The sequence below is a fragment of the Methylophilus sp. E2MeOHC9 genome (assembly GCF_058744375.1).
Genome location: NZ_CP196024.1, coordinates 2274547 through 2288899, shown reverse-complemented (window position 1 = coordinate 2288899; position 14353 = coordinate 2274547). Strand labels below are relative to the sequence as shown.

12 protein-coding genes and 3 tRNA genes are annotated in these 14353 nt (G+C 46.9%); 5 read left to right on the top strand and 10 right to left on the bottom strand.

Annotated features, from left to right (window positions below; all coding sequences use genetic code 11):
• The first annotated feature begins 137 nt into the window (after nt 1-137).
• Together ACSSVF_RS11065 and ACSSVF_RS11060 are read left to right on the top strand one after the other, a co-directional pair.
• Nucleotides 138-1151: an acyltransferase family protein gene (locus tag ACSSVF_RS11065; protein ID WP_492403514.1), complete on the top strand. Its 1014-nt coding sequence runs from the start codon at nt 138-140 to the stop codon at nt 1149-1151.
• 91 nt (nt 1152-1242) lie between these two features.
• The gene (locus ACSSVF_RS11060) at nt 1243-1593 is read left to right on the top strand and encodes a YciI family protein (protein WP_492403512.1); all 351 of its coding nucleotides are present in this window, start codon (nt 1243-1245) and stop codon (nt 1591-1593) included.
• Nucleotides 1594-1690: 97 nt separating this feature from the next.
• Here the strand turns inward: ACSSVF_RS11060 and ACSSVF_RS11055 are convergent, their stop codons facing one another.
• From ACSSVF_RS11055 to ACSSVF_RS11010, 10 genes are all read right to left on the bottom strand, one after another.
• The gene (locus ACSSVF_RS11055) at nt 1691-3589 is read right to left on the bottom strand and encodes a SurA N-terminal domain-containing protein (protein ID WP_492403510.1); all 1899 of its coding nucleotides are present in this window, start codon (nt 3587-3589) and stop codon (nt 1691-1693) included.
• 303 nt (nt 3590-3892) lie between these two features.
• A tRNA-Asp gene (locus ACSSVF_RS11050) sits at nt 3893-3969 on the bottom strand.
• Nucleotides 3970-4135: 166 nt separating this feature from the next.
• Nucleotides 4136-4211 (bottom strand) — tRNA-Val (locus ACSSVF_RS11045).
• Nucleotides 4212-4269: 58 nt separating this feature from the next.
• A complete protein-coding gene (locus ACSSVF_RS11040; RefSeq protein ID WP_055825077.1) occupies nt 4270-4542 on the bottom strand; it encodes an HU family DNA-binding protein in 273 nt (90 codons plus the stop codon).
• Between the two features lie 117 nt (nt 4543-4659).
• The gene (gene lon / locus ACSSVF_RS11035; protein ID WP_442586511.1) at nt 4660-7095 is read right to left on the bottom strand and encodes an endopeptidase La; all 2436 of its coding nucleotides are present in this window, start codon (nt 7093-7095) and stop codon (nt 4660-4662) included.
• Nucleotides 7096-7230: 135 nt separating this feature from the next.
• Nucleotides 7231-8520: an ATP-dependent Clp protease ATP-binding subunit ClpX gene (gene clpX, locus ACSSVF_RS11030; protein WP_442586512.1), complete on the bottom strand. Its 1290-nt coding sequence runs from the start codon at nt 8518-8520 to the stop codon at nt 7231-7233.
• Nucleotides 8521-8554: 34 nt separating this feature from the next.
• On the bottom strand, nt 8555-9199 hold the full coding sequence (gene clpP / locus ACSSVF_RS11025; protein ID WP_442586513.1) for an ATP-dependent Clp endopeptidase proteolytic subunit ClpP: 645 nt from the start codon (nt 9197-9199) through the stop codon (nt 8555-8557).
• 3 nt (nt 9200-9202) lie between these two features.
• Nucleotides 9203-10510 (bottom strand): trigger factor, encoded by a 1308-nt coding sequence (tig, locus tag ACSSVF_RS11020; protein WP_442586514.1) that lies wholly within the window; start codon nt 10508-10510, stop codon nt 9203-9205.
• 274 nt (nt 10511-10784) lie between these two features.
• The gene (locus ACSSVF_RS11015) at nt 10785-11165 is read right to left on the bottom strand and encodes a RidA family protein (RefSeq protein ID WP_492403508.1); all 381 of its coding nucleotides are present in this window, start codon (nt 11163-11165) and stop codon (nt 10785-10787) included.
• 166 nt (nt 11166-11331) lie between these two features.
• Nucleotides 11332-11416, bottom strand: a tRNA-Leu gene (locus ACSSVF_RS11010).
• A gap of 151 nt (nt 11417-11567) precedes the next feature.
• On the opposite strand from ACSSVF_RS11010, the gene ACSSVF_RS11005 reads away from it, so the two are divergent.
• The 3 genes from ACSSVF_RS11005 to ACSSVF_RS10995 all read left to right on the top strand — a co-directional run bounded on the left by ACSSVF_RS11005 (nt 11568) and on the right by ACSSVF_RS10995 (nt 14346).
• Entirely contained in the window at nt 11568-11804 is a 237-nt protein-coding gene (locus ACSSVF_RS11005) for a hypothetical protein (RefSeq protein WP_442586516.1), read from the top strand.
• A gap of 62 nt (nt 11805-11866) precedes the next feature.
• The gene (locus ACSSVF_RS11000) at nt 11867-13285 is read left to right on the top strand and encodes a TolC family protein (RefSeq protein ID WP_492403506.1); all 1419 of its coding nucleotides are present in this window, start codon (nt 11867-11869) and stop codon (nt 13283-13285) included.
• Nucleotides 13282-14346: an efflux RND transporter periplasmic adaptor subunit gene (locus ACSSVF_RS10995; protein ID WP_492403504.1), complete on the top strand. Its 1065-nt coding sequence runs from the start codon at nt 13282-13284 to the stop codon at nt 14344-14346. Before ACSSVF_RS11000 ends, ACSSVF_RS10995 begins: the two co-directional genes overlap by 4 nt.
• The last annotated feature ends 7 nt before the right edge of the window (nt 14347-14353 follow it).

Here is a 14353-nt window from a genome sequence, read left to right as displayed (position 1 = left end):
TTAAAAAAGGTGTACTAAATAATAGTTAATAAATGAATTTATTAAAAAAATATAAAAATAATTAAATTTATAAGATAACCATAATAAAAATTATTCAGTCATATCTGTTTAAGTTTTTTATCTTAAAAGGAGCTTCTGTGCGAGACGATAGAATAGACATTTTAAGGTTTATTGGTCTGTCCATGATCATTCTTGCGCATGTGGACCCACCGGGATTACTGTTTCAGCTCAGAAACTTTGATGTGCCCTTGATGATATTAGTCTCTGCGATGTCATTCGGCTTAAGCTACAAAGCAAATGAACCCTACCCCAGTTATGTATGGAAAAGAATAAAGAGGCTGGTGTTCCCGGTCTGGGCATTCTTAACGACTTACTTCCTCACAATTTATATCTTTAACCCCGGCAGCGACGAGCTGGATTCCACCACTGTCCTCACCTCTTACACCTTGCTTGAAGGGATAGGTTACGTTTGGATCATTCGCGTGTTTCTGTTAGTCGCGCTCGTCTCCCCATACCTGTATAGCTGGCATCAAAAGACGCCCCGCAACCGCCAGTATTTTGGGATGCTTGCGCTCAGCTTTCTGGCATATGAGTTGGTACGTTATTTTTCACTGCCCTATATCCAACCAGGCGCTGGCGAGTTAGTTTCAGCAGTTGTCCTGTATGTCATCCCTTACGGCATCCTGTTTGCCTTAGGCTTACGCATGCCTCAGCTCAACACCAGGCAAGTGTACGCCATCGCATTCATGAGCCTGGCGATATTGATATTTGCAGGCGTATGGCTATTCCTTGTTTATGATGAAGTCGTACCTACCCAGTCGCTAAAATATCCGCCGTCAATCTACTATTTTTCCTATGCACTATTTATTTCAAGCCTGCTGTGGATACATAGCGGGTTAGTTGATCACACCATTGAAAAATTCAAGTTAAAACCTCTAGTACTATTTGTTGCTAGAAACTCCATCTGGGTTTATCTGTGGCACATCCCTTTAATCAAAACCATCCATACGCATTATCTTCTGAAATATTTAATCGCATTTAGCGTGGCAGTGATGTTGACCTATATGCAAATCTGGATGATTGGTCATTTGTTAAACCGTATCCAAAGTGAACCATGGAGAAAAAATATAAAAATGGTATTCACTGGCTGAGGTATGACGATCAGCCTGCTTTCACCGTCGCAGATGCATGTTGGCTAGTACGTCGGCAACCGTTGTAATAAGGGATTCAAGGACAGAAAATATGCCACAGTTTCTAATCGCTATTCACCGCCAGCAACACTATGACCCTCTCGTTGCAGAAGACGCACTGATGACACAAGAGATCGCTGACCTAAATAAGGCTATGCGAACTGCCGGCGTCATTGTATTCGTAGGCGGATTGCAATCACCGGGTAGTGCCAGATCAATACAAATGCAGCCAGATGGCGAGGCGCTCATCAAAAAAGGGTTATATTTAGACAACGACGAATATGTGGGAGGCTTTTGGGTAGTAGAAACCTTAAACCTGGATGACGCCTTAAACTGGGGTAAAAAAGCCGCGATTGCTTGCCGGGCAGCGGTGGAAGTACGACCGTTTCATTCCAGAACCTAGCCGGCCAATTACTCGCGTCATAAAATACCAATAAAAAAGGAGGGCTAAGCCCTCCTTTTTTAGTTTAGTGCATAAAACTAGTTGTTATTACTGGACACTAGTTGTTATTACTAGACATCAAAGCCTTCACATTCAGCTTGATATCCTTCTTAGCTCTCAGTGATGCCACATAAGCATGTGACATTTCAGCACCCAATGCCTGCTGATAGGCTTTATAAGCTCTGTCAGCCACTTCAGGGCTATCTTTAAGCTTCTGACTCACCGCGATCACTTTAATCACGGTATAGCCCTGATTCGCTTCGTTAAAGCCATAATAGGCTGGCAAGGTATGTGTGTTGACCTTGAACACGTTTCTCATGACAGCATCTGACAAGCCTTGTGCGTTTCTACGATCAACCGTCACAGGGGTTATCCAGTCTGCATTCGCAGCTTTACCGGCTTTTAAATCGGCCAGCAATGCCTCGCCTTTTTGTTGCGCCAGCTTGGTAGCCGCTTCACCCTTCAATAACAACTCGATGCCGCCTTTCACCTCATCAAAGCTGCGTGGCGCTTCTGGCGTGTACTCCACCGTCCTGGCAGCCACCAGATTGTTCGGGGAAATCTCTACCGCTTCAGTATTGCGTTTTTCTTTCAGCACTTCATCTGAAAACACCATGCTGGCCAGACGCTCACTCTTGAAGAATTTGGCAATTTCATCTTTAGTCATGGCCGGGGAAGTTTGCACTTGCAGATCAAACTTCTTGGCAACTGGCTCCAGACTGCCTGATTGTTCATAAACCGTATTACCAAAGTCATCGGCCAATTCAGCATATTTGGCTTGTGCTTTCTGGAACAGCAACTCAGCCTTGATCTTAAGCTTCATAGACTCAAAATCTGCAGACTCACCTGTAATGCCTGTTAACTTGATGATGTGGTAGCCGAATTCAGACTCAACCAGATCGCTGATATCACCGACCTTCATCGAGAAAGCCGCGTTTTCAAATGGTTTCACCATGGCACCACGGCCAAAACTACCTAGATCTCCACCTTTACCGGCAGAACCTGTGTCTTGTGAAAACTCGATCGCCAGCTTTTCAAAGCTTTTAGGGTTGGCTTTCACCTGCGCCAGGATAGACGCTGCTTTTTCCTTGGCCGCGTCCTTCTCTGCTGCGCTGGCGTTGCTATTGAAGCCAATCAGGATATGGCTGGCCTGACGCTGCTCATTACCCTGGTATTTAGCCGCATTTTCCTCATAATCCTGCTTCACTTCTTCATCACTCACGGCCACCTGCCCTACCAGGCCAGCTGCAGACAATAAAGTAAACTGCAGTTTAACTTTGGCAGGCGCGATAAACTTTGTTTTGTGCTGGTTGTAATAGGCTTGCACCTGGTCTGGCGACACGGTCACCTGACTCACGTAGTCACGCACCTTCACATCAACGACAGACACTTCGCGTTGCTCGAATTCTGACATCAGCGACTGTTCAGCAACTTTTTGCGGCATGAATACCAGATTAGACAAACCATCACGTACCTGCTGCACGGCTAAATCCTTGCGGATATTTTGCTCGAATTTGGCAGGCGTCAGTTTATTCTGTGTCAGCAACTGGTTATAGGTTTCCTCAGAAAACTTACCATTGCTCTGGAATTCAGGCATACCAATTACATGCTGGCTCAGCTGGTCATCACTGATCTTGAAACGATAATCCTGGATCGCGCCTTCCATTAAGCGGCGCGTAATAATGCTATCCAATACCGACTGCTTGAAAGCCGGGCTTTCCAATAAGGCAGTGTCGACTTTCTGGCCTTGGGATTGCATGTAGTTACGCGCATTTTCAACTGCATTGGAGTATTCCTGCAGTGAAATCTTCTGGCCATCCACTTTTGCTACAGCCACCTGGCCACCGGCCTGATTGAGATATGAATCTATCCCGAACAAAGCGAACGGCACCACAATCAGTGCCAAAATGATTTTCGCCATCCATCCTTGTGTATGTTTTCTTAATGCTTCTAACATTTTTTAGTTTCCATTACCTGATTTTTTGCAACAGCAAACTATACCATAAACACATCAAAATCGCCTGTTTACAGCCAGCGCTGCTTGCTTTTGAAAGCACTGCAAGCGCCAAAGTCGGCATATCTGTGGAGTAAGAATAAAGGGAAGGAAAATATCCCGGCACATGCAACAGAAAGTATTGAAAGAAACATGGCGGCAGGCGTGAAATACTTACGACCAAGCCGTTAAATAAAATCATGACCCAACGTTTGGAATATAGACGAAAAAAAACGAGTTAGGTATGAACCTAACTCGTTTTTATGTTGGCGGAGCGGACGGGACTCGAACCCGCGACCCCCGGCGTGACAGGCCGGTATTCTAACCAACTGAACTACCGCTCCAGTAATCGTTAAAGCGAAATTATAACACGATCTTTTTTATAATTTCAACAACTATTTTCTAACTATTTACCGCTACTTAGAGTTACTTTTTAATGTAATTTATTAAGTATGGCAAGACTTAAAAAATTAAGAGCGCAGACTTCGCACTCTTGATTTTCAAATTGTCTGGTGGGTGCTAACGGGGTCGAACCGCTGACATTCGCCTTGTAAGGGCGACGCTCTACCAACTGAGCTAAGCACCCGTAACAACCCAAGTGTTGCTACAGCTGGCCGAGCATGTTAGCGCTCAACCAAAGCACGCTAGTTTACAGCATCTTTCAAACCTTTGCCAGCCCTAAATTTAGGAGATTTAGCGGCTTTGATGTTAATTGTTGCACCAGTACGAGGATTGCGGCCGGAACGGGCAGAACGCTCACCTACATAGAATGTACCAAAACCAATCAATGTTACCAAATCACCTTTTTTCAGTGCACCAGAGATTGCTTCTGTCGTTGCATCCAGAGCACGAGCGGCTGCGGCTTTCGAAATACCGGCTGCATTAGCAATATGATCTATCAATTCTGATTTATTCACGTGTTTCCCCTATCTAGTTAAAAAAACAGGTACATCCTGTATTGCCTTTATATCAAGCCGCAAAACGAGCTGTCAAGCGCTAATCCAGCGTTTTGACAATAATTCGCATCAATTTAACTAATGCGTGACCGCCTGCTCGGAATTTCCGTCTTCTGAGGCCACAATTTCGACTTCAGGCGTTTTGACAGAAAGTGGCTGTGGTGCCGTTTCAAGTGCTAAATCGAGCACCTGATCTATCCATTTTACCGGGTGAATTTCCAGATCTTTTTTGATATTTGCAGGAATATCGACCAGATCTTTTTCATTGGCAGACGGAATTAATACTGTTTTGATCCCACCACGATGGGCTGCCAGCAGTTTCTCTTTCAAGCCACCAATCGGTAACACTTCACCACGCAAAGTGATTTCACCTGTCATCGCCACATCAGCACGCGCAGGAATACCTGTCAGCACAGAAACTAGTGCTGTCGTTAATGCAATGCCGGCACTTGGGCCATCTTTTGGCGTAGCGCCTTCGGGCAAGTGGATATGGATATCCTTTTTCTCGTAAAAATCTGGACTGATACCTAAACCTTCGGCACGGCTACGCACTACACTCATCGCAGCAGATACTGATTCCTGCATCACATCACCCAATTTACCAGTGGTGATAGTCTTACCCTTACCCAGCAAGGTAACCGCTTCAATCGTCAGCAATTCACCACCCACAGATGTCCATGCCAGGCCAGTCACCTGCCCTACCTGGTTTTCCTTGGCAGCAACACCAAAGTCATAGCGTCTGACGCCCAGGTACTGCTCAAGGTTTTTACTGTTGATGTTCACTTTCTTAACTGTTTTGGTTTTGCCTTTGGCCAGCAATTGTTCTTTCACTGCTTTACGGCAAATTTTCGCGATTTCTTGCTCCAGGCGACGCACACCCGCCTCACGCGTGTAGTAGCGCACAATATCGCGCAACACGGTTTCTGCCACGGAAATATCTGTCGTTTTCAGTGCGTGCGCTTTCAGTTGCTTGGGCAATAGATAACGCTGAGCAATATTGATCTTTTCATCTTCGGTATAACCCGCAAGACGAATGATTTCCATACGATCCAATAATGGCTCAGGAATATTCATGCTGTTAGCCGTGGCCACAAACATGACATCGCTCAAATCATAGTCGACTTCGACATAGTGATCGGCAAATGTGTGGTTTTGCTCAGGGTCAAGCACTTCCAGCAAGGCTGAAGATGGGTCTCCGCGCATGTCCTGGCCCATTTTGTCGACTTCATCCAGCAGAAACAATGGGTTTTTCACTCCCACTTTGGCCATGCTTTGCAATACTTTGCCTGGCATGGAGCCGATATAGGTACGACGGTGACCACGGATTTCTGCTTCGTCACGCACACCACCCAAAGCCATACGCACAAACTTGCGATTAACCGCTTTGGCAATACTTTGTCCCAGCGACGTTTTACCGACGCCTGGAGGGCCTACCAGGCACAAAATAGGCGCCTTCAGCTTACCGACACGCTGCTGCACTGCAAGATATTCAACGATACGCTCTTTGACCTTATCCAAGCCATAATGATCTGCATCCAGGATATCTTCCGCGGCTTGCAGATCTTTGCTGATCTTGGTTTTTTTCTTCCATGGCAAATTGAGTAAAGTATCGATGTAATTGCGGACAACCGACGCCTCTGCCGACATCGGCGACATCAATTTAAGTTTTTTGAATTCTGCCGTGACTTTAGTGAGGGCCTCTTTAGGCATAGCCGCATTTTTAATGCGTTGCTCAAGCTCCTCCATCTCGGCGTTTTCGTCCTGCTCGCCCAGCTCTTTCTGGATGGCTTTTACTTGCTCATTCAGGTAATACTCGCGCTGGCTCTTCTCCATCTGGCGTTTGACACGGCCACGGATGCGTTTTTCAACCTGCAGGATGTCGATTTCTGACTCCATCAGGTAGAGCAAATGCTCTAGACGCTCAATCACACTGAGCATTTCCAGTACTTTCTGCTTTTCTTCCAGCTTGAGCGTCAGATGTGCAGAAATGGTGTCTGCCAGGCGACCAGGCTCATTAATGGTGGCCAGTGACGTTAAGATTTCCGGTGGGATCTTCTTGTTCAATTTGACGTACTGGTCAAATTGGGTCATGACAGTACGCATCAAGGCTTCAGCCTCTTTATCGTTCTGGTCGGTTTGTTCGATTTCTTCACCCAATGCCATAAAGCATTCATCGGTTTCAGTGAAATCGGTCACGCGCACACGATGCAGGCCTTCTACCAGCACTTTCACAGTGCCATCCGGTAGTTTCAGCATTTGCAATACAGTGGCTAGAGTACCGATCTCGTACAGGTCTTCCGCAACAGGGTCGTCTTTATTTGCAGACTTCTGGGCAACCAGCAATATCTTTTTATCACCTTCAGAAGCACGTTCTAGGGCTTTTACTGACTTGGTGCGGCCTACAAACAGCGGAATGACTAAATGCGGGTATACCACAACGTCGCGCAATGGCAGCAGAGGGATCAAGGTGGTTTCTTCCGGAGTCTCGGCGTCAAACAAAGTGTGTTCGGTCATAGCTTCTTTCAAAAAGTGTCAAAGGCATGTGCCTTTGCATTTAGATGGGAACGTACTTTGAAAATTCAAGAGAACAGACTCTCAAGAGTCATAGATGGTATCTTGCAATAGCCCGGAGGCTATTGCAAGCATGATTTAACTGGCGTTTTCGACGCGTTTTTGGGCATCCTGGTAAATCAGGATAGGCTCAGAGGTATGCTCAATGGCACCAGCATCTACGATGACTTTGGACAAATCTTTTAACGATGGCAATTCATACATCAAATCAAGCAATGCATGCTCCATGATAGAACGAAGGCCACGGGCACCAGTTTTTCTTTCCAAGGCCTTTTTGGCGATCAAACGCAGGGCAGAGTCTTCAAACTCCAGTTCCACGCCTTCCATCTTGAATAGTTTCATATATTGCTTGGTCAATGCATTTCTTGGCTCGATCAGGATGGTCATCAAAGCAGCCTCATCCAGAGACTCAAGCGTGGCCACCACAGGCAAACGACCAATGAACTCTGGAATCAGGCCAAACTTGATCAGATCTTCTGGCTCGACATCACGCAAAACTTCACCTACCGCACGGATATCTTCTTTGCTCTTCACCTCGGCACCAAAGCCGATACCGCCTTTTTCAGAGCGATGGCGAATCACTTTTTCCAGGCCATCAAACGCACCACCGCAAATAAACAGAATGTTGGTGGTATCCAGCTGGACGAACTCCTGGTTCGGATGCTTGCGGCCGCCTTGCGGAGGCACAGAAGCAATCGTACCTTCGATCAGCTTAAGCAAAGCCTGCTGCACGCCCTCACCCGATACGTCACGGGTAATGGATGGATTGTCAGATTTACGTGAAATCTTGTCGACTTCATCGATATATACAATGCCGCGCTGTGCTTTTTCAACGTCGTAATCACACTTTTGCAGCAATTTCTGCATGATGTTTTCCACGTCTTCACCGACATAGCCGGCTTCTGTCAAAGTGGTTGCATCCGCCATGACAAATGGCACATCCAGCATACGTGCCAATGATTGCGCCAACAATGTTTTACCTGAGCCTGTAGGGCCAATGAGCAAAATGTTGCTTTTCTGGACCTCAACATCGTCTTTAGGCGCCTGAGCACCTTCAGAAAGCGGGTTGTAACCCAAGCGCTTATAGTGGTTGTAAACCGCTACAGATAAATTCTTTTTGGCTTGCACCTGACCAATGACATATTGATCCAGAATAGAACAAATTTCCTGAGGTGTCGGCAGTTTTTTATCTGCGGACTTGATCTCGTTCAGGCTCTGGATTTCTTCACGAATAATGTCATTACATAAATCAACGCATTCATCGCAAATAAATACGGACGGGCCTGCAATCAGCTTTTTGACTTCATGCTGACTCTTGCCACAAAACGAGCAATACAAAAGCTTTTCGCTATCTGACTTATTGGCCATATTTATTCCCCTGCTAGTCTCATTTCACCAAATATTAAACAGCGCGTGTGGCAATCACTTGATCTACCAGGCCGTAATCCTTGGCAGCATCTGCACTCATAAAGTTATCACGGTCAGTATCGGTAGCGATTCTGTCAATTGGCTGCCCAGTGTGATGTGCCATGATGCCATTCAGTTTGTCTTTTAAATACAAAATTTCTTTGGCATGAATCGCAATATCAGACGCCTGGCCTTGGAAACCGCCCAATGGCTGGTGAATCATCACGCGTGAGTTAGGCAGGCTGAAACGCTTGCCTTTAGCGCCTGCAGTTAACAGGAACGCGCCCATGCTTGCCGCCTGGCCAATACATAAAGTGCTGACATCCGGCTTGATGAACTGCATGGTGTCATAAATAGACATGCCCGCAGTCACAGAGCCGCCTGGCGAGTTGATGTACAAAGAAATATCTTTGTCAGGATTTTCCGCTTCCAGGAACAAGAGCTGCGCAACCACCAGGTTGGCCGTCATATCATTCACTGGGCCAATCAGGAAAATAACGCGCTCTTTCAGTAGGCGTGAGTAGATGTCATATGAACGCTCACCTCTACCACTTTGCTCAATCACCATTGGGATATACCCAAGGCCTTGCGGCTCCATTCTTTCTTGCATCATGCCTTCGCTTGCGTTCATATAATTCATGGTTTAAGCACCCATCATCAATTCATCAAATTTAACTTTTTTGTTAGTAACTTTGGCTTTCTCAAGCACCCAAGCCACGACATTTTCTTCAGTTGCCAAAGCGGCTGGTTCGTCCAGGCGTTTTACGTCGGCGTAGTACCAACTCACCAGCTCTGCAGGTTTCTCAAAACTAAGTGCAAAGGTATCTACCATGGCGCGTACCTGGTCGGCATTGGCCTGCAAATCATTGCTGTTGACCACTTCAGTCAGGATCAGGCGCAATTTGGCATTACGCTGCGCCTGGGCTTCAAACACAGAAGGCTCCATAGGCACAGTTTGCGGGTCTACGCCGCGTTCACGCAGGTTTTGCGCAGCCACTTGCATCAGGCGGTTAGTTTCAGCCGCTACAATCGCTTTTGGCAGTTCGAAAGTGCTTTCGTTCACCAGCGCCTCAAACACGCCCTCTTTCAAACGCGCTGTAATGCGCTTTGCAACCTCTTGTTCAAGGCTTTGCTTGATTTCAGACTTCATCGTATCCAGGTTGCCATCTTCGACACCCAGGTTTTTGGCGAATTCTGCATCTATCGCTGGATAAACAGGTTGTGAAACAGAAATAAATTTCACCGCATAAGTCACTGTTTTACCAGCGAGCTGGGCAGGATTGTGGTCTGCAGGATAAGTGATATCAAAGCTCTTTTCAGAACCGGTTTTACCACCAACCAGTGCATCATCAAACTCAGCCACACGACCAGGCTCACCAATCACCAGGTCAATGCCACGATCGCCAGTGCTTTCCACCTGTTGACCATCGATAGAAGCAGTCAATGTGATGTTAATGCGATCGGCTTTTTTGGATGCACGTTTCACTGGCTCGTAGCTCACGCGCTGTTTGACTAATACGTCCAATGTTTTTTCAACATCAGCATCAGTCACTTCCAGTGCCGGACGTTCGATTTTCACTTTGCTCAAATCGCCGATAGCGACTTCAGGGAAAATCTCGAAAGTAGCGACATATTCCAATTCTTCGGCAGCTTCTTTAAATGGAAGATGCTCAATGTTAGGAAAGCCTGCAACACGCAGTTTGTTTTGTTCAACAGCGTCACCAAAGCTGGTTTCAACCGCTTTGGAATACACTTCATCACGCACCTGATTACCATAGTGCTGGTTCACCAGACCCACAGGCGCTTTGCCTGGGCGGAAACCTGAAAATTTGGCGGTGCGCGAAATTTGTTGCAAACGTTGCCTGATTTGCCCTTCCAGAGGAGCCAAAGGGACTTTAATTGTCATGCGACGTTCCAAGTTGCTGACTGTTTCAACAGATACTGCTGCCATGCTGCACTTCCTGTAAAAATCGTTTGATAACGATGGGTTATGTGAATGGGCGCGCCACTGCACGCCTCAATGAATGTTTAGCATAACCTGACCATACTTTATAAGCTTTACAAAGTGATCAAATCATGAAAAAAGAGCATAAAAATATAACACAAGTCGCAATTGAAATAAACTTCAAAACAGCACCCAGCACAGATGCATCTAACAGATAGGATGTTGCCTGTTTAGTGTGGATAAAACAATACACATGCGATGGCTAATTCAATTTAAAACCTTAAATCTCACCTAACGCAACAATCGCTTCAATTTCAACCAGTACGTCACGCGGCAATTTTGCCACTTGAACTGTAGAGCGCGCAGGTGTGTGGGTGCCAAAAGCCTCACCATACACCTGATTCATTGCCACAAAGTCATCCAGGTTTTTTAAAAACACGGTCGTTTTAACGACCTGGTGTAAATTGCCACCCGCCGCTTCAATGATCGCTTGCAGATTTGCCAGCACCTGCTGGGTTTGTGCCACGACATCGCCGTCATTCAGGCTGCCATCAGGGCGCAACGCAATTTGGCCAGAGGTATACAGTATATTACCGACGATAACGCCTTGCGCATAGGGACCAATCGCTGCTGGTGCCTGTGGAGTTTGTACTATTTTCATGATTTATTCCATCCTGTCTAAGTCAGTTCACCTGATAAGGGCTTGCCCAAACAACAAAGGCCTCCTGTGAAGGAAGCCTCATTGATTGCAATACACTTTAAATTTTTAATTTTAAAACTTTGGATTTTAAAATTCGCACCATACATCTTGTATGGCTTTAAATGTATGGTGCGAAAGGAGAGACTCGAACTCTCACGCCTCGCGGCGCTGGAACCTAAATCCAGTGCGTCTACCAATTCCGCCACTTTCGCAAAACCAGTCCGGCATTTGATGCAGGACCGACTTCGTTATTATAGCGCATTCACGCTGCGCTCACAATCTGCCTGACATCACATTGACAAGCCGGGCATTCAACTGCAAGATACGGAATTGATTTTGTAATAGTGAGTGTCAGGACGGGATATGTATTCAGCTGAAGAAAATATGCTCAGAGCAGAACTAGAGCTTTTAATGAGAGACCGCGAAGTGCTGCTAAAGATTGCGGGTGTTGCAGCAGGATTAATCGCAGAGTTGAATTCGGCTGACCTCCCTATTCGTACCGTAGAAGCCGCTGATTTACTGGCGACCAGCATTAACCAGCTACCAGAAGACTTGTTGCAAGATGCGTTGGATGCCGTCAACGCGACTATTGTTGAGTAATTTGTTGGCGTTGATGCATTTCATCATTATTCAACGCGCTGCCCTGCAGTACTGTTGATTCCATGCGCACTCTCGTCTGCTTATGCCCGCTACTGCTCGCTGCTTGCGGCATCGCCTACCAGGCAAAACCTATCCAGCAGCAAGAAAATATCGAGAGCATACAGCAGGCGACGCCTACGCAAGCAGGCTTCAGGCAGTTTGTACAGACGCAATACCCTCAAACCGAATGGCCAATCACAGCGTGGGATATAGACAGGCTCACACTCTCGGCCTTGTACTTTCACCCTACCCTTAAAGTCGCGAAGTCAGATTACGCGGTAGCACTGGCCGGTATCACCAGTGCCGGCCTGCGTCCATTGGTGGGCCTTAACGGGCAACTCTCTCATAGTAACCAGGCCAATGGGGATATCAGTCCCTGGGCTTATGGCTTGCAGGTAGATATCCCTGTCATCACCGCCAACAAACGTCAGATCAGTATCGACATCGCGCAATATCAGGCAGATATTGCCAAAATACTGATTTCAGAAACTGCGTGGATGCTCAGGCAGCAATTGAGCCTGGACCTGATCCTGCTGGCAGAACAGCAGGCGCTGCACGGCAGCCTGGCAAAACTGCAAAAATCGCAAGCCAGCCTGTTAAGTGCTTACCAGAAAAGGCTGGATATCGGCGTCGCAGGCAAATCCGATGTATTACCTATCCGCTTGCAGCATGATCAGTCTGCCTGGCAGTTACAGCAACTGAGCCTGCAAATCAGGCAAACAGAACAAAAGATCATGCATGATGCCGGCCTGACTGACCAGAATAACGTCGCTCTTAATATTGGCGCGGTGAATATTTCACAGATACTCAAAGCCAGATTCGACCAGCCACAAGCTTACCAGGACGCCAAGACTATCCAGCATTACGCCCTGACCAACCGCATGGATATCCAGCGCGGGCTGGCGCAATACGCCAAGGCAGAATCGCAATTACGGCTGGAGATGGCGAAACGTTACCCGGACCTCTCGCTCAGCCCGGGCATTCTCTATGAGTATGGGGACAGAATATGGGCACTGGGGATTGGAGGCATGCTGAATCTACTCAATAAATCCTCAGACCTGTGGGCGCACGCCGAGCAACTCCGCCAAAATGAAGCGACGCGCTTTTATGCCTTGCAACATCATATTATTCAGTTATCCGAGCAAAGCTATTTAAAATACCGTGATGCCGCTAACCTGCTGATCACCATGACGCAAGAATATGCCCAGCAATCACAACGCAAACAGCAGCTTGAAAATCAATGGCGCCAGGGCTTGATCGACAAGACGGAGTACTTGCAGATGGAAATCCAGTTTTATGCCGCACAGCAACGGCTGGTGACGCAGCAGGCAAACGTCATGCGTGCATTACAGGAAATTGAAAACGTGATGCAGAAACCATTATTGCTCTCACAACAAACAGCAACTTTTACCCTTCAAACGCAAGAGGCGCCAGTCAAATGAATAAAAAAGCACTCTGGATTATCGGGGCTCAGATTGCATTGATCATTCTCCTGATCTGGGTCGTCGTGCTGGTCGGCCGCGATGAATATGAAACGATGCAGAATGATGACGAGGAAGAAATTGACGGGCCGGTGCATGTGGTTGAGCAAAACGGCCTGCAGGTCGTGCAACTGAACCTGGCAACCCAGCAAAATAGCGGCATCAGTGTACAAGCCCTGCAACCCTATGATTATCATGGCAATATCAAGGTGCTAGGCACCATAGTCTCAATCCAGACGCTGGTGGATTACAACAGCCAGTATCAGGCGCTAAAAACCCAGCTGGCAGTTGCAGAGAGCATATTGCCCAATCACCAGCTACAGTATCAACGCTATAAACAGTTAAATGAAGACGACAAGAATGTTTCTGATAAAGCGGTGCAGGAAGCCCAGACACTCGTTATCAATGACCAGACGCAGATCAAATCCACTCAGGCACAATTAAAAGCGTTGTCAGATACCATCGTAGCGCAATGGGGAAAACCATTGGCCACTTTGATTACCCAAAACCCCTCATCAGGGCCCATGCATGATCTGATCACGCAAAAGAAAGTGTTGATCCAGGCAAGTTTTCCACTGAACTTCAAGGAACCAGAGTCAAATTCAGCGATTTATGTTTCCCCGATTCAAGATGAAGTCAAACCGATTCGGGCAGAATATGTGTCGCAATCCATCCAGACTGATATCAGCAATATCGGAAAAACCTATTTCTATAGTGCGCCGGCCGATTTCCTGCGCGTAGGCATGCGTGTCAATGTGGTTCCTGCGCAATCATCATCAGCCATGATCAAGGGCGTGATCGTGCCCAACCATGCCATCGTCTGGCATGGCGGCATGGCCTGGATTTATGTCAAAACCAAGCAGGATACCTTTCTGCGTAAACCGGTGGCTTCCGATGTCGAGCTGGACAATGGCTGGTTTGATAATAACCTGCGCGCGGGGACTGAAGTCGTCATTCATGGCGCGCAACTATTGCTCTCGGAAGAGTTTAAATTCCAGATTAAAAATGAGAATGACGACTAAGCCGCAC